At 68.1% G+C, this 15865-nt stretch carries 14 protein-coding genes; 5 read left to right on the top strand and 9 right to left on the bottom strand.

The features are described 5' to 3' along the window. Positions 1 to 44: 44 nt before the first annotated feature. Both VLK31_RS26895 and VLK31_RS26900 read right to left on the bottom strand, forming a co-directional pair. Positions 45 to 1676 (bottom strand): class I adenylate-forming enzyme family protein, encoded by a 1632-nt coding sequence (locus VLK31_RS26895; protein WP_409171532.1) that lies wholly within the window; start codon positions 1674 to 1676, stop codon positions 45 to 47. A 127-nt stretch (positions 1677 to 1803) separates the two neighbouring features. Next, positions 1804 to 2649 carry a hypothetical protein gene (locus VLK31_RS26900; protein WP_409171533.1) on the bottom strand — a complete coding sequence of 282 codons (846 nt, stop codon included), beginning with the start codon at positions 2647 to 2649 and terminating at the stop codon, positions 1804 to 1806. A 240-nt stretch (positions 2650 to 2889) separates the two neighbouring features. Between VLK31_RS26900 and VLK31_RS26905 the strand changes: the two genes are divergently transcribed. Further along, positions 2890 to 3552, top strand: a complete 663-nt coding sequence (locus VLK31_RS26905; protein ID WP_409171534.1) for a DUF1345 domain-containing protein — start codon at positions 2890 to 2892, stop codon at positions 3550 to 3552. A 37-nt stretch (positions 3553 to 3589) separates the two neighbouring features. Here the strand turns inward: VLK31_RS26905 and VLK31_RS26910 are convergent, their stop codons facing one another. Genes VLK31_RS26910 through VLK31_RS26920 form a run of 3 tightly spaced genes read right to left on the bottom strand, consistent with a single transcriptional unit; the run spans position 3590 to position 6698 of the window. Beyond that, the gene (locus tag VLK31_RS26910) at positions 3590 to 4531 is read right to left on the bottom strand and encodes a DMT family transporter (protein WP_409171535.1); all 942 of its coding nucleotides are present in this window, start codon (positions 4529 to 4531) and stop codon (positions 3590 to 3592) included. A 31-nt stretch (positions 4532 to 4562) separates the two neighbouring features. Then, positions 4563 to 5060 carry a methylated-DNA--[protein]-cysteine S-methyltransferase gene (locus tag VLK31_RS26915; protein WP_409171536.1) on the bottom strand — a complete coding sequence of 166 codons (498 nt, stop codon included), beginning with the start codon at positions 5058 to 5060 and terminating at the stop codon, positions 4563 to 4565. A 6-nt stretch (positions 5061 to 5066) separates the two neighbouring features. Next, on the bottom strand, positions 5067 to 6698 hold the full coding sequence (locus tag VLK31_RS26920; protein ID WP_409171537.1) for a DNA-3-methyladenine glycosylase 2 family protein: 1632 nt from the start codon (positions 6696 to 6698) through the stop codon (positions 5067 to 5069). Positions 6699 to 6809: 111 nt separating this feature from the next. On the opposite strand from VLK31_RS26920, the gene VLK31_RS26925 reads away from it, so the two are divergent. Both VLK31_RS26925 and VLK31_RS26930 read left to right on the top strand, forming a co-directional pair. Beyond that, positions 6810 to 8192, top strand: a complete 1383-nt coding sequence (locus VLK31_RS26925; protein ID WP_409171538.1) for a phosphomannomutase/phosphoglucomutase — start codon at positions 6810 to 6812, stop codon at positions 8190 to 8192. Between the two features lie 11 nt (positions 8193 to 8203). Beyond that, positions 8204 to 9586, top strand: a complete 1383-nt coding sequence (locus tag VLK31_RS26930) for a 3-deoxy-D-manno-octulosonic acid transferase (RefSeq protein ID WP_409171539.1) — start codon at positions 8204 to 8206, stop codon at positions 9584 to 9586. A gap of 156 nt (positions 9587 to 9742) precedes the next feature. Here VLK31_RS26930 and VLK31_RS26935 read toward each other — a convergent pair whose 3' ends face one another. Genes VLK31_RS26935 through VLK31_RS26950 form a run of 4 tightly spaced genes read right to left on the bottom strand, consistent with a single transcriptional unit; the run spans position 9743 to position 13099 of the window. Beyond that, entirely contained in the window at positions 9743 to 11296 is a 1554-nt protein-coding gene (locus tag VLK31_RS26935; protein WP_409171540.1) for a TolC family outer membrane protein, read from the bottom strand. A 21-nt stretch (positions 11297 to 11317) separates the two neighbouring features. After that, complete coding sequence (locus VLK31_RS26940) at positions 11318 to 11662, bottom strand: rhodanese-like domain-containing protein (RefSeq protein WP_409171541.1); 345 nt, start codon at positions 11660 to 11662, stop codon at positions 11318 to 11320. A 15-nt stretch (positions 11663 to 11677) separates the two neighbouring features. After that, positions 11678 to 12355, bottom strand: coding sequence for a protein-L-isoaspartate O-methyltransferase family protein (locus VLK31_RS26945; RefSeq protein WP_409171542.1), 678 nt, complete (start codon positions 12353 to 12355; stop codon positions 11678 to 11680). Positions 12356 to 12376: 21 nt separating this feature from the next. After that, positions 12377 to 13099: a TetR/AcrR family transcriptional regulator gene (locus VLK31_RS26950; protein WP_409171543.1), complete on the bottom strand. Its 723-nt coding sequence runs from the start codon at positions 13097 to 13099 to the stop codon at positions 12377 to 12379. 100 nt (positions 13100 to 13199) lie between these two features. Between VLK31_RS26950 and VLK31_RS26955 the strand changes: the two genes are divergently transcribed. Further along, a complete protein-coding gene (locus VLK31_RS26955) occupies positions 13200 to 13583 on the top strand; it encodes a hypothetical protein (RefSeq protein WP_409171544.1) in 384 nt (127 codons plus the stop codon). A 78-nt stretch (positions 13584 to 13661) separates the two neighbouring features. After that, positions 13662 to 15854, top strand: coding sequence for a TonB-dependent receptor (locus VLK31_RS26960; RefSeq protein ID WP_409171545.1), 2193 nt, complete (start codon positions 13662 to 13664; stop codon positions 15852 to 15854). Positions 15855 to 15865: the final 11 nt, after the last annotated feature.

Consider the following 15865-nt stretch of genomic DNA (forward strand, 5'->3'; position numbering starts at 1 on the left):
ACCCCGTCGGCGTGAGCGTCGCCCTGAACAACGCACGTCAAACATCAACGCCGCGAGTAATACCCACGATGCACCTGCCGAAGCTCGAACTTCTGAATCTTCCCCGTAGAAGTCATCGGCAACGCCTCCAGAAAAACGATCTCCTTGGGCACCTCGAAGCCCCCCAGGTGCGCCTTGCAGTGCGCGGCCAGTTCGGCCTCGGTAAGGGGCGACTGCGCATCAGGCCGACGCGTCACAAAAGCCGTGATCGCCTCGCCCCAATGGTCGTGCGGCAAACCCACCACCGCCGCGTTCATCACACCAGGGTGGCGCAACAGCACCTCTTCCACCTTGATCGACGCCACGTTCTCCCCGCCCGACTTCACCATGTCCTTCAACCGGTCCAGAAAGATGAGCTGGCCGTCATCGTCGAGCTTGCCCAGGTCGCCCGAGTGGTGCCAACCGAAACGCTGCGCATTGGCCGTGGCCTCCGGGTCCTTGTAGTAACCCAGCATCACGTTGGGGCCGCGAAAGACGATCTCGCCGACCTCGTTCGGCCCGAGCAACGCGCCGTCGTCGCCCATCACCGACACCTCGTTCACCAACGTGCCCACGCCCCAGTACGAACCGAAGCGCTTGCGCTGCTCGTGCGCCTCGAAGATGGTGGCGCCGGGGTACATCTCGGTCTGGCCCGACACCAACGCGAAATTGGGGCAAAACTCGTCGAGCAGCCGCAGCAGCAACGTGCGCGACATCGGTGCCATTGCGTACACGCACAACCGCAGGCTCGACAGGTCGCGCGCCGCGCGCTGCGGCTGGGCCAGCAGCGCGCCGTACATCATCGGCAAGCCGACCATCACGCTGATGCGGTGGCGCTCGATGGCGCCCAGCACCGCGCCGGGGTCGAAGCCGCGCAATATCACCAGCGTGCCGCCCACCGCCAGCGCCGACATCAGCACCGTGTGCTGCCCGCAATGGAACAACGGCAGCACGCTGCTCCACACGTCCGCGCGCTCGGGGCTGCTGCCCCACTCGACCATGTTGCTCAGCAGCACCGAATGCACCGAGGCATGCGAGTGCATCACGCCCTTCTGGCGCCCGGTGGTGCCGCTGGTGTACATGATGAGCGCGAGCTGGCCGCTGTCGATGGCCACGTCAGGCAGCGTCTGCGGGCCCTGCGCAATGGCTTGGGCCACGGTGGGAATGCCGGCCGGTGGCGTGTCGCCGTCGAGCACGCACAGCAGCGGCGCAACGCCCGTGTCGTCGAGCAGGGCGCGCAGCGCGGGCTTGGCATGCAGCGCGGTGTCGATCACCAGGTGGCGCACCTCGGCATGCGCAAGGATGTAGCCGATGGCATCCACGGCCAGCGCTGTGTTGATCGGCACCCACACCAGCCCCGCTTTCTGAATGCCCAGCATGGCCACCACCATCTGGATGGAGTTGTTGCACAGCATGCCCACGCGCGCACCACTGGGCAGGCCGAGGCCCAGCAGGTGGTGCGCGAAGCGGTTGGTGGCGGCGTCGAGCTCGCCGTAAGACATGCGGTGCTCGCCCTCGATGAGCGCGGTGCGTGCGCCGAAGCGGCGCGCGGAGCGATGGATGACGTCGCCCAGCGCAATGCGCGAGATGCGCGAAATCTGGCCTTGAGAATCGGCTAGCGCGGGGGAGGGCGCGAGGCCCGTGGTGGCTGCAGGCATGCTCTGTGTCTCCGGTCTTCTGTGATGGGGCGCAGCCTAAGGCTGGCGCCCGCACCACGTCTTGCGAAGACTGGCTACGCAGGGCGGCGTGCACTGCACACAGGCCTGGGGAAGGTCTACAGCAGGCTCAGAAGCGCGCCTTGAGGAACGCCGACGGCCCTTGCAGACGCACCTTCAGCCGCGCGTCTGCCGCGCCGGCGTCGCGGGTCAGGTCGATGTTCGTCACGCCATAGGAGAGCACCAGGCCGATGTTCTTGACGGGGAACCACTCGACACCGGCGGACGCGTTGTAGATGCTGCCGTGGAAGCTGCCGCCGTTCTTCCACACGCCGGAGGCGTCGGCGAACAGGCGCAGGTCGGGCGTGATGGCGTGGCGCACGCCAATTTCGAGCAAGGGTGCGATGGCGTTGTCGCTGGCGCTGTTGCTCAGGGTGCCGACCTGGCCGTTCACCGAGGCCAGCGCGCTGGTGCCCAGCGTTGCGCGGTAGTAGGCGGCACCGGCGCCCAGGCCCAGCACGGTGTTGCCCGAACCGATCCACCACTTGTATGACAGCTTGGCAAAGTCGAGCTTGGTGTTCACGCTGGCATTGCCGAAGGTGTTCAGCGTGCCGAAGTTGCCGAACGACGTGGTGTTGGCCACGTTGCCCGTGTAGTCGCGCTTGTACTGGTAGTAGTCGAACGAAATGCCCTGGCTGTCGCCCAGCAGCACGTCAGCCGTGACGCGCGGCATGGTCACGCGGCCCGGCTTGATGTCGCCCGACTGCAGCGGGCCGTAAGGCGTGCCGACGGAGGCGTTGAACTTGGGGTCGGCGTTGAACGCGCCCACGGAAAAGCTGAAGCGATCGAGCGCGGGCGAGGGGTCGGCCAGGGCGGGCGCGGCTGCCAGGAGAAAGCCGGTGCCGACCACGGCACCCCACGCGCCGCGTGCGGCGATTCTTGCGGTCCGTTCGAAGGGGCGGGAGCGAAGCAGCATGAAAGAAGTCCTTGATGACCTGGGTGGATTGAAGAAGAAATGTGACTGCCTTGGCACGTAGTAAGAATGGCCGCGAGCCTGTGGCTTCTGGCGCTGTGCTTGCGGGCGCAACTCCCTGTGAACGGGTGACACGATAGGCGCCTCGAACCCCGCCTCGCATGCGCGAACGGAGGATCAGCGTGTAGGACTTTTTCGACGGCGCTGCGTCTCGACCCGCAAGGCCAGCCGCTACAGTGGCGCATGCTCAAGCACCTCTCCACCACCACCGGCCGCCAGCGGCTGCTGTACGGCACTCTCTCCGGCGCGGCGGTGGTCGCGGCCCTCATGCCGGTGGCCATGAGCAACATGGCGCGCGGGCTGACGGCGTGGTGCGTGGGGGTGCTGGTGTACCAGGTGCTCACCTGGTGGCTGGCCGACACCTTCGACGCAAAACAGACCCGCGAGCGCGCGCAGCAACTGGACCAACCCAACTTCGTCATCCTGTTCTCGATGCTGGTGGTCGTGGCCATGAGCGTGGTGGCCATCGCCATGCTGCTGCAGCAGGTGAAGGACCTGAGCGGCTGGGCGCGCGCGGCGCATGTGGCGCTGGGGCTGGTGGCGCTCACGGGGTCGTGGCTGATGATGCACACGATCTACGCCTTTCACTACGCGCACCGCTACTACCTCGACCAGAAGGGCGGGAGGCCCGACGGCGGACTTGACTTTCCGGGCAAGGACGACGCGCCCGACTACTTCGACTTTCTCTACTACGCGTACGTGATCGGCATGACGTCGCAGGTGTCCGACGTGCAGGCCACCTCGCGCGAGATGCGGCGCATCACGCTGCTGCACAGCGTGATGGCCTTCGCGTTCAACATGCTGGTGCTGGCCCTGTCGGTGAACGTGGTCGCGGGGGCCATGTAGGCGACCCGCGGACCGCACGTCACGCAGGGCCGCAAGTTCAGGCCGAGGCCTTGCGCGGCAGGCGGAACTTGACGATGCCGGTGGACAGTGCCACGCCGCACACGATGACCGCCGCGCAGATCAGCATCCACTGCGTGATGCGCTCGTCGAGAAACACCGCGCCGTAGAACAGCGCGAACACCGGCACCAGAAAGGTCACGGTCAGCGCGCGTGCCGGACCGGCGCGCGCGATCAGCCTAAAGAACAGGATGTACGCCACGCCGGTGCAGGCCACGCCGAGCGCCAGCAGCGCGAGCCAGGCACGCAGGCTGGGCATTTGCGCGGGCCACAGCCAGAAGGCTGGAATGGCCAGGAACAGCGTGGCGCCAAGCTGGCTGCCCGTGGCGGTGGTGAGCGCGGGCACGCCGCTCAGGTGCGCGCGCGTGGCGCTGGCCGAGATGCCGTAGCACAGGCAGGCGCCCAGGCAGGCGAGCACCGCGAGGAGCGCCGCATGGTCGCTGGCACCCGTCTGCAGGCCGGCGCTGCGGCTGGCCAGCATGGCCACGCCGGCAAAGCCGATCACCAGTCCGAGCATGCGCGAGCCCGACGGGCGCTCGCGAAACCAGGCCCACGCCACCAGCGCGCCGAACATCGGCACCGTGGCGTTCAGCACGGCGGCAAGGCCGGTGTTGATGGTAAGCAGCGCGAAGCAGAACAGCGCAAACGGCATGCCCGAGTTGAAGACGCCGACCGCGAAGCTCGCCTTCCAGTGTTTCGCCAGCGACGGCCCCTGGCCGCGCAGCAGCGCGATAGGCAGCAGGAACAGCGCGGCAATGCCCACGCGCACCGCGGCCGTGGGCAGCGCACCGAACTCGGCCGCGCCAATGCGCATGAACAGAAAAGATGCGCCCCAGAGCGCGCCCAGCAGCACCAGGTCGATGAGCCAGGCGGAGGGTGACACGGGCTTGGCCGCTGCGGTGTTGTTGTTGGTTGTCGTCATGCGTCTTGGGTTCTGCTGGGTCTGGGAATGCTCAGAGCGCCTTCTCGAGTTCGAGCAGCGCGGTCTTGCGGTCGAGCCCGCCAGCGTAACCGGTCAGCGAGCCGTTGGCGCCCACCACGCGGTGGCAGGGCACGATCACGCTGATGGGGTTGCGCCCCACGGCCGCACCCACTGCGCGCACGGCCGTCGGGTTGCCCACGTTCACGCTGAGCGCGCCGTAGCTGGTGGTGGCGCCGGCCGGAATGGCCAGCAACTGCTGCCACACGCTTTGCTGGAAGGCGGTGCCGTGCGACAGGTCGAGCGTCATGTCGAAGCGCTCGCGTTTGCCGGCGAAATAGTCGCGCAACTGCGCGGCCGCTTCCACCAGAGCGGGGTGGTCGTGCTGCGTGATCCAGCCGGTGGTGTCGGGCCAGTGGCGCTGCTGGTCGAACCAGACGCCGGCCAGACCCAGGTCGGTGGCTGCCATGGTGATGCCACCCAGCGGCGTGTCGAGGTGCGAGGTGTAGATGACTTTGCTCTTGAACTTCATGGCATTTCAGGCGGCGAGGCCTGCCGTGGGGGTAAGGGGAGGTTCGGCGGCGGCGTCCTTGGCCTTGATCGACTTGGCCGGCGCCGTAGGTGCAGCCGGTGCATGCCACGCCCGCAGCACCGCGTAGCTGCGCCACGGCCGCCAGGCCTGCGAGGCTTCGCTGGCCGCGCGGGCGGTGCTCACGCCCAGCGCCTTCTGCAGCGCGACGTCGCCGGCCGGAAAGGCGTCGGGCCAGCGCAGCGCGCGCATGGCGATGTACTGCGCGGTCCAGGCGCCGATGCCGGGCAACTCTTGCAGGGCCGCGATGGTCGAGGGCACGTCGGCACCCGCATGCAGCGCGAGCTGGCCGCTCGCCACCTGCTGCGCAATGGCGTGCAGCGCAGCCTGTCGTTGTCGCACGATGCCGAGCTGGCCCAGAGCGTCGCCACTGGCCGCCGCAATGGCCGCGGGCGTGGGGAACAGCCGGTTCAGCCCGTCGATGGGCGTGGCCAGCGGCTCGCCGAAGGCCTCGACCAGCCGCGAGCCCAGCGTGCGCGCCGCGGCCACCGTCACCTGCTGGCCCAGCACCGCGCGCACCGCCAGCTCGAAGCCGTCGACCGCGCCCGGCACGCGCAGCCCGTCGCCGTGGGGAAAGGCGTCGTGCAGCGCGGCGTTGATGGCCATCGGCTCGGCGTCCAGGTCGAACAGCGCGCGGGCCCGGCTGATGACGATCGGCAGCACCGCGGCCAGCGAGTCGCTGACCGACAGCAGCACCTGCTCGCGGTCGAGGTCGAAGCGCAACCGCAGCCAGCCGTCATGGGCTTTGTCACCTTGCTGCACGCGCAGCGTGCGCGCCAGCGTCACATAGGTGGGCGTGCTGCCCTTCACCGGCGCCTTGCCGTCAAACGTGGTCGCCACCTCCACACCGCGCAGCGCACGTCGCGCGAAGAAGCCGAGCATGGCTTGTGCGTCGTAGGGCGGGCGAAAGCCCAGGCGCACCTCGATCGGCTTGGTGTGCCCGCCCTCGGCCGCCGCACCGCCGGCCCGGCGCAGGGCGCTCGGGTTCAGGCCGTAGTGTTCTAGAAAGGCCGCGTTGAAGCGGCGCACGCTCGCAAAGCCGCTGGCCAGCGCCACTTGCGTCATGGGCAGGCGGGTGTCGGCAATCAGCTGCTTGGCGGCCAGCAGGCGGCGCGTCTGCAGGTACTGCAACGGCGAGACGCCGAACTGCGATTCGAAGATGCGCCGCAGGTGGCGGTCGCTCACGCCCAGGCGCGCTGCCACCTGCGCGGCACCGGGGCCGCTGTCTTCGCCGCCGTGGGACCACGCATCAGGCTCGTCGATGAGCCGCGCGGCCTGCAGCGCCAGGATGCGCGAGGCGTCTTCGGTCGACCAGCCGGCCGCGCCCGTGAAGCGCGGTGCCAGTTCAGGCCGGCAGCGCAGGCAGGGCCTGAAGCCCGCGGCCTCGGCCTGGGCCGCATGGCGAAAGAAGCGGCAGTTCTCGCGCCGCGGCAGCTTCACGCGGCAGACCGGGCGGCAGTAGATGCCGGTGGAGGTCACCGCGGTGAAGAACGACCCGTCGAAGCGCGCGTCGTGCGTCTTCATCGCCAGGTAGCAGGCGTCGCTCTCGAGCGCTTCGGTGGGTGTGTGGCGGGTGGGCATGGGGAAATGATACGGTTTCGACTCGTTTCAACTGGCCGTTTTCGGACATGTGGCCTCCCGGGGCGTTGCCTACAATGCCTCGTTCCAAAAACCCACAGGGAAACGCCCTTCATGCAGCTCAGCGCGTCCATCTTCAAGGCCTACGACATTCGCGGCGTCGTGCCCGTCACTCTCGATGCCGACGTGGCCGAGGCGCTTGGCCGGGCCTTCGGCAGCGCCGCCCGCGCCGCCGGCGAGAAGCTGGTGGCCGTGGGACGCGACGGCCGCCTGTCGGGCCCCGCGCTGGCGGAGGCGCTGATCAAGGGCCTGGTGGCCACCGGCATCGAGGTGATCGACGTGGGCGCGGTCACCACGCCCATGCTGTACTTTGCGGCGCACACGCTGTGCACCAGCGGCATTCAGGTCACGGGCAGCCACAACCCCAAGGACTACAACGGCTTCAAGATGGTGCTGGCCGGCCGCGCGATCTACGGCGACGAAATCCAGGGCCTGCGCAAGACCATGGAAGCCGGCACCGCCCAGCTGGCCCCCGGCGGCAGCGTGCGCAAGGTAGACGTGACCGACGCCTACGTGAAGCGCATTGCCGGCGACATCAAGCTGGCGCGCCCCATGAAGATCGTGGTCGATTCGGGCAACGGCATTGCCGGCGCCTCGGCCCCGGCCATTTTTCGCGCCATCGGCTGCGAAGTGACCGAGCTGTTCAGCGAGGTCGACGGCAACTTCCCCAACCACCACCCGGACCCGAGCAAGCCCGAGAACCTGAAGGACCTGATGGCCGCGCTGGCCGCCAGCGACGCCGAGCTCGGCCTGGCCTTCGACGGCGACGGCGACCGCCTGGGCATCGTCACCAAGGACGGCCAGAACATCTTCCCTGACCGCCAGATGCAGCTCTTTGCGCAGGACGTGCTGTCGCGCGTGCCGGGCGGCACCATCATTTACGACGTGAAGTGCTCGCAGCGCCTGGCGCCGGCCATTGAGGCCGCGGGCGGCAAGCCGATGATCTACAAGACCGGCCATTCGCTGATCAAGGCGAAGATGAAGGAAATCGATTCGCCGCTGGGCGGCGAGATGAGCGGCCACATCTTCTTCAAGGAGCGCTGGTACGGCTTCGACGACGGCACCTATGCGGGCTGCCGCCTGCTCGAGATCGTGAGCAAGAGCCCCGACGCCAACGCCGTGCTGAACGGCCTGCCCACCAGCTTCTCCACCCCCGAGCTGAACGTGGCCTGCGCCGAAGGCGAGCCGCACACGGTGGTCGACCAACTGGTGAAGGACGCCCGCTTTGCGGCGCCGGCCCAGGTCTCGACCATCGACGGCTTGCGCGTGGACTGGCCCGACGGCTTCGGGCTGATCCGCGCATCGAACACCACGCCCGTGCTGGTGCTGCGCTTCGAAGGCCAGACCGATGCCGCGCTGAAGCGCATCGAGGCCGAGATGCTCGCGCTGCTGCGCACCGTCAAGCCCGACGCCAAGCTGGCCGAAGCCGCTCACTGAACCCCCCGCCTGTGCGTTCCTTGCTGCTTAGCCTTTACGGCCTTTTCACCACCGCTGTGCAACCGCTCGTGCGCCGCAAGCTGCGGCGCCGCGCGCAATCCGAGCCGGGCTATGGCGTGGCCGTGGAGGAGCGCTTCGGTCACTACGACGCGGCCACCACCGGTCAGGCCCAGTGCTGGGTGCATGCGGTCTCGCTCGGCGAGACGCGCGCCGCCGCCATCCTCATCACAGAGCTGCGCCGCCAGTACCCGGGCGTGCCGATTCTGCTCACGCACGGCACCGCCACCGGCCGGGAAGAGGGCGCCAAGCTGCTCGAACCGGGCGACACGCAGGTGTGGCAGCCCTGGGACACGCCCGGCGCCGTGGCGCGCTTTCTGGACAAGTTTCAGCCGCGCATCGGCGTGCTGATGGAAACCGAGGTCTGGCCCGTGATGGCCGCCGCCTGCGCCGCGCGCCGCATTCCGCTGGTGCTGGCCAATGCGCGGCTCAACGAGAAGTCTTTGGCCGCGGCCGAACGCCTGGCCTGGCTGGCGCGGCCCGCCTATTCGGCACTGACGGCCGTGTGGGCGCAGACCGAGGCCGACGCGCACCGGCTGGTGTCGCTGGGCGCCAAGGTGGCCGGCGTGTACGGCAACCTGAAATTCGACGCCACGCCCGACGAGCGTCAGCTCACCGCGGCCGTGTCGCTGCGCGAGCGCCTGCCCAAGCCGATGGTGGTGCTCGCAAGCTCGCGCGACGGCGAAGAGCGGCTGCTGCTTGAGGTGCTCAAGCGCTTCGGCGCCACGTCGCCGGTGCCGCCAGAGCAGGGCGCGGTCCGCTCGATTGCCAAGCGGGTGCACGACGTGCAATGGATGATCGTGCCGCGCCATCCGCAGCGCTTCGACGAAGTGGCCGCGCTGATAGAGGCCGAGGGCTTTGCCGTGGCGCGCCGCAGTGCGGCGGGGCAGCCGGCCGAAGCAGAGATATGGCTCGGCGATTCGCTCGGCGAAATGGCGCTGTACTACGGCCTGGCCGACGTGGCGCTGCTGGGCGGCAGCTTCGAGCCGCTGGGCGGGCAGAACCTGATCGAGCCGGCGGCCTGCGGCTGCCCGGTGGTGATGGGGCCGTCGACCTTCAACTTTGCCGAGGCAGCGCAGCTGTCGCTGGCGGCCGGTGCGTCGTTGCGTGTCGAAGGCATGGAGCAGGCGGTGACGGCGGCGTTGAAGCTGGTCGAGAACCCCGAGCGCCGTGCCGTGATGGCGCAGGCCGCGCTGGGCTTTTCTTCGTCGAACCGCGGGGCTGCAGAGCGCACGGCGGCGGCGGTGCTGGCGATTGCGCAGGCTGCGGAGCCGGTGGCGACGGAGAACGCGCCGCTGGACAGCGAGCCGCCGCGCGCGGAACCCACGCTCGACTGAGCCTGGAGCCTGTATTTGCGTTGGCTCCTTCCCCCTCCGGGGGAAGGCCGGGATGGGGGCAAGCGCCCAACGAGCGCAGTGAATGGGCACAGGCCGTCGTGCCCCCACCCCAACCCTCCCCCGTGTACAGACCGGAAGGGGAGGGAGAAATACGCTTCAGCGCACCGGCGGATTCAGAATCACCGGCGGCACGGGTGCCGTCGGCATCGTCGGCGCGGGCGGATTGAACGGCTGCACCGGCACCGGCGGAATGACCGGAATGCTGCGCGGCGCGAACGGTGCCACGGGGGCTGTGGACGGCGTCACATTGCGCTCTGGCGGCGTAGCCGAAGGCACCGCCGGCACGCTGCCATTGCTCGCCAGCGTCGCGTTGATCGCGTTCATGTCGTCGGTAGTCAGCGTGCCGTTGGCCTGGCGCAGCTTCAGGTTGCCCAGCAGCACGTTGTAGCGTGCCTGCGCCAGGTCGCGCTTGGTCTGGAACAGCTGGCTCTGCGAGTTCAGCACGTCGATGTTGATGCGCACGCCCACCTGGTAGCCCAGGCGGTTGGCGTCCAGCGCGCTCTGGCTCGACGATTCGGCCGCCTCCAGCGCCTTCACCTGGCCCGCGCCCGACACCAGCCCCAGATACGCCGCGCGCGTGGACTGCGCCACGTTGCGGCGCGTGCCTTCGAGCACGCTGCGCGACTGGTCTTCCAGTGCCAGCGTTTCCTTGATGCGGTTCTCGGTGGCAAAGCCGGCGAACAGCGGCAGGTTGAAGACAACGCCCACCGTGGCCGCATTGGCCCGCGTGCCCACCGCGCTGGTGGTGGTGCCGGTCGGGTTGCGCGTGACGTTGTAGCCCAGGTTGGCGTCCAGCGTGGGCTTGTGGCCGGCCTTGGCCTTTTCCACTTCGAGCCCGGCCACGTCCACGCCCAGGCGCGCCTGCTGAATGGCGGGGTGCACGTTGTCGGCCTGGGCCACCCAGGCATTGATGTCCGCCGGCAGGGCCGTGGGCAGCACCACCGGCACCGACAGCGGCACCGGCACGCTGCCCGGGCGCCCCACCAGCTGGTCGAGCACCACCTTCTTCACCTGCAGGTCGTTCTCGGCCGCAATTTCCTGCGCAATCACCAGGTCGTAGCGGGCTTGCGCCTCGCGCGAGTCGGTGATGGTGGAGGTGCCGACCTCGAAGTTGCGCTTGGCCGAGGCCAGCTGCTCCGCCACGGCCACCTTCTGCGCGCGCACCAGGGCCAGGCTGTCCTGGCTGGCGAGCACGTCGAAATACGACTGGCTCACGCGCACGATCAGGTCCTGCTCCGCAATGGTGAACACCGACTGCGCAATGTCCGCCTGGCGCTTGCCTTGTTCGTAGGTGGCCCAGTTGGCCGGGCGGTACAGCGGCTGCGTGGCGTTGATGCCCACGTTCTGCGTGTTGAAGTCGCGCGGCGTGGTGGTGCCGCGGCCGGCGCCGGTGAGGGTGTCGATTTCGATGTCGCTGCGCGTCACGCCGGCCGTGAGGCCCACCGCCGGCAGGATGCCGGCCTTGGCCTGCGCGGCGCGCGCCACGTTGGCGTCGTACTGGGCCCGCGCCCCCTGGTAGGTGGCGTCGTAGCCGCGGGCGGCGTCATACAGTTCGTTCAGTGTCTGGGCCTGGGCCGGCAGTGCGAGCAGGGCTGCGAAGGTGCTTGCGAGCGCTGCGGAAAAAGGCGAAAGCCGGGGCCTGGAAGGCATTGAACGTCCTTGAAGAAAGAATCAGTAGCGCGGGACCGTGGGGTCGTGCAGTGACCAGGCGTCGATGCCGCCGGCCACATTGGCCAGCTCCGCAAAGCCGTTCTGGTCCAGAAAAGCGGCCACGCGCTGGCTGCGCGCGCCGTGGTGGCAAAGGCAGGCGATGCGATGCTCTTTGCCCGGCTCGGCCAGTTCGGCCAGCCGCGCCGGAATTTCGTTCATCGGAATCGCCACCAGGGTGAAGCCCTGGGGCGCAACGCTGGCGGTCTGCAGCTCCCACGGCTCGCGCACGTCGAGCAGCACGGGCGTGGCCTCGGCGTTCTGGGCGAACCAGGCGGCAAGGTCGGCGGGGCGGACTTGGTCGATCATCAGGTGGCCGCCCGCTCAGAACGAGAAGCGCGAAGGCTCGGGGAAGTTCAGCAGGCGCGGGGCCACGATGTCCCAGGGCTGGAGGGTGTCCCACTTGCTTTCGCTGGTGCGGGTGACGAAGTGGGCACGCATCATCGGCTCTTCGCCCACGATGGCCGCCAGTCGGCCGCCGACCTTGAGCGAACCCAGCAGGTTCTGTGGAATGCGCGCAACCGAGCCGCTGAGCACGATCACGTCGAAGCTCGGGCCGCTGGCCAGGGGCACCGAGCCGTCGGCATGGCGCACTTCGACGTTGGTCACGCCGTTCTGGCGCAGCGTGTGGGCGGCGCTGGCGGCCAGCACGGGGTTGATTTCCAGCGACAGCACCTGCGCGGCGCGGGCGCCGAGCAGGGCGGCCATGAAGCCGGAGCCGGTGCCAATTTCGAGCACCGATTCATGCTTCTGAATGTGCAGGTCCTGCAGCGTGCGGGCCTCGACCTTGGGCGACAGCATGAATTCGCCGGGCACGCTGCCGTCCAGCAGCGGGAGCTCCATGTCGAAGAACGACAGGGTGCGGTGCGCTTCGGGCACGTAGTCCTCGCGATGGATCTGGGCCAGCAGTTCGAGGATGTCGGTTTCCAGCACATCCCAGGGGCGGATCTGCTGTTCGATCATGTTGAAGCGCAAGCGCTCGAGGGTAGGGGTGGGGTTCATGGCGTGGTTTTCCTAGTGGGCTCAGGACAAACCTTCAATTTTAGGTGGCGTCGGTGAGGCCAGCGGCGCGCTCGGCCTTGCGGGGTGCGCGCTGAGCCCGTTGATGACCAGGTCGGCCTGCACGGCGACGTACTTTTCGGGGTCCAGGGCCGACACGCCGTCCACGCAGACCATGGCCGAGTGCTTCCACAGCATGAGGAACACCATGGGTGCCACCACGCAGTAGATGGCGTGGTCGACATCCATGGGCGCGAACTCGCCGCTGTCGATGCCGCGCTGAAAAATGCGCCGCAGCAGGTCGTGGCCGGGGCGCACCACCTCTCGGCGGTAGAACTCCGCCAGCTCCGGAAAGTTGCCGCCCTCGCTCATCATGAGCTTGGTCAGGCCCGAGGCCTGGGTGTTGCCCACGCGCTCCCACCACACGTTCATGCAGTAGCGCAGCATGTCGGCCGTGGTGCCTTCGAAGGCGGCGAACTCGGCGTTCCACTCGGTGAAGCGGCCGCCCAGGTTTTCCATGACCACCGCCTTGAACAGCTCTTCCTTGCTCTGGAAATACAGAAAAAGCGTGCCCTTGGACACGCCGGCACGTGCCGCCACTTCCTCCGAACGGGTGGCGGCAAAGCCTTTTTCCACGAACAGGTCGAGCGCGGCGGCCAGCAATTCACCCGGACGCGCCTCTTTGCGGCGCTCGCGCTTGGCGCGCACCGGGCAGAGCTTGTCGACGAAGGAACGGGGTGTGGGCATGAGGTTAATGACTCGCGGGTTAGTAATGTAGTGACCGCCATCCGTCACGTCAAGCCGCGACAATATCGGGTTCGTTGTTGAAGCCACTCCCCTGCTTTCCATGCTGACTGCCCGTCTTGCTCCCTCCCGTTCTGCCCGCGCGATCGTCATCGCGCTGGCGTTCGCGTTGTGGATCGCGGGCACGCTGGGGGTGATGCACCGGTCGCTGCATGTGCCGGGCTTGGCCCAGGCACAGGCGCAGGCACAGCCACAGGGCGTCGTGCACAAGCACGCGGCCCACGGACTGGAAAGCCTCTTCGGCGAGCACACCGACGCCGAGTGCCGCCTGTACGACCAGCTCGGCGACGGCAGCGCCACGCCGAGCGTGCCGCTGGTGGTGCTGCCCATGCTGCTGCCGGCGGCCACCTTTGCTTTTCTTGAGGGCGAAGCCATCGCCCGCTGGGTTGCGCTGTTCGATGCGCGCGGCCCGCCTTCCGCTCGCTGAATCCCTTCGTGTTCCGGCTGCCGCCACCCGCCTTGCGCGGGCGGGGCGGACGTTCATTGATTCAACGAGTGCCCATCCATGATTCCCAATTTCCGTCGCAACGCCGTGGGCGTTGCCGTTTTTTCCCTTGTCTCGCTTCTTTCCGGGCCGGCCCTGGCCCAGGACCAAAGCGTCACCACCACCGTGGAGCCCGGCGCCGCCAACACGCCGCCCGGCACGCTGTCCACGGTGGAGATCCAGTCGCAGTCCGAGCGCCTGCAGAAGGCGCGCATGGCGCTGTCGCCCGAGGTTGGCGCCACCGTCTACCGCATCGACCGTGCCGCCATCGACGCGCTCGGCAAGGGCGACGCCACCCCGCTGGACGACGTGCTGCTCACGCTGCCGGGCGTCGCCAAGGACTCCAAGGCCTCCGGCTCCCTGCATGTGCGCGACGACCACGGCAACGTGCAGTACCGCATCAACGGCGTGCAGTTGCCCGAGGGCATTTCGGGCTTCGGCCAGTCGCTGGACACGCGCTACATCGAGTCCGTCGACTTTCTCACCGGCGCCTTGCCCGCCCAGTACGGCCTGCGCACCGCCGGCGTGGTCGACATCCAGACCAAACAGGGCCTGGGCAAACCCGGCGGCTCGCTCGGCTTCACCTTCGGCAGCCACAACACGCTGGAAGAAAGTGCCTCGGTCTACGGCACCACCGGCAACCTGAGCTACTACCTGTCGGGCAGCCTGCTGTCCAACACCAACGGCATCGAGAACCCGCAGCCCACGCTCAACGCGCAGAACGACCGCACGCGCCAGGGCAAGACCTTCGGCAACCTGTCGTACTACCTGGACGCCGACACGCGCCTGGGCCTGATGTTCGGCACCTACAGCGGCAAGTTTCAGATTCCGACCAACCCGAACCAGGCGCCGCAGTTCTCGCTGGCCGGCTACAGCGACCTGGGCACGGGCTACAACGGCCTGCCCTCGTCGGACGTGCGCGAACGCCAGACCGAGGCCACGCGCTTCGTGGCGCTGTCGTTCCAGAAGACGCTGGGCGCGCTCGACTTCCAGGTGTCTGCCTTTCACCAGTATTCCAACCTGCACTACACGCCCGACCCCGTGGGCGACCTGGTCTACAACGGCGTGGCCTCCGACACCCTGCGCTCCAACACGTCGAACGGGCTGCAGGGCGATGCGTCTTACAAGCTGAGCGATGCCCACACGCTGCGCTTTGGAGGCGCCTACACGCGCCAGACCACTAGCAGCATCAATGCAGTGAACGTGTTTGCGGTGGACGACATCGGCGCGCAGCTCGGCAACACGCCGGTGTTGATCAACGACAACTCGAGCAAGGTCGGCCAGCTTGCCAGCCTCTATCTGCAGGACGAGTGGCGCATCGACCCCAAGCTCACCTTCAACTACGGCCTGCGCTACGACAGCGTCGACGCGTTCACCAAGGAGCACCAGTGGAGCCCGCGCATGAACCTGGCGTACAAGCTGACCGGCAGCACCGCGCTGCACGCCGGCTATGCGCGCTACTTCACGCCGCCGCCGCAGGAGCTGGCGTCGCAAAAGAGCATCGACCTTTACGCGGGCACCACCAACCAGCCGGAAATTGCCAACTCCGACCCGGTGAAGGCCGAGCGCACCCACTACTTCGACCTGGGCGTGGACCACAAGGTGAACGACAACCTGTCGCTCTCGGCCGACGTGTACTACAAGAACATCAGCAACCTGCTGGACGAAGGCCAGTTCGGGCAGGCGTTGATTCTGTCGCCGTTCAACTATGCCAAGGGCTTTGCGCGCGGGCTGGAAATGTCGGCGCGCTACAACGACGACCACTGGTCGGCCTATGCCAACTTTGCCTACCAGAAGGCGATGGGCAAGAACATCGTGTCGAGCCAGTCGCTGTTCGGCGCCGATGAGCTGGCCTACATCGCCAACCACTACGTGTACCTGGACCACGACCAGACCTACACGCTGTCGGGCGGCGCAAGCTACCGCTTCGGCGACAACCAGGTCAGCGGCGACGTCGTCTACGGCAGCGGCCTGCGCCGCACGCCCGACGGCGGGGCGCCCAACAGCGCCGCGCTGCCGCACTACGCGGTCGTCAACGCTGCGTATTCGCACACGTGGAAGGAAGCCTCGGGCGGCGACATCGTCGGGCGCGTGGCCATCCTGAACCTGTTCGACAAGGGCTACCTGCTGCGCGACGGCACGGGCGTGGGCGTGGGTGCGCCGCAGTACGGCACGCGACGCAGCCTGTACGTCAGCATGACGACGCACTTTTGAGCGGACCCTCG

It is taken from the genome of Variovorax sp. H27-G14 (genome assembly GCF_046156345.1).
Taxonomy (GTDB): domain Bacteria; phylum Pseudomonadota; class Gammaproteobacteria; order Burkholderiales; family Burkholderiaceae_C; genus Variovorax.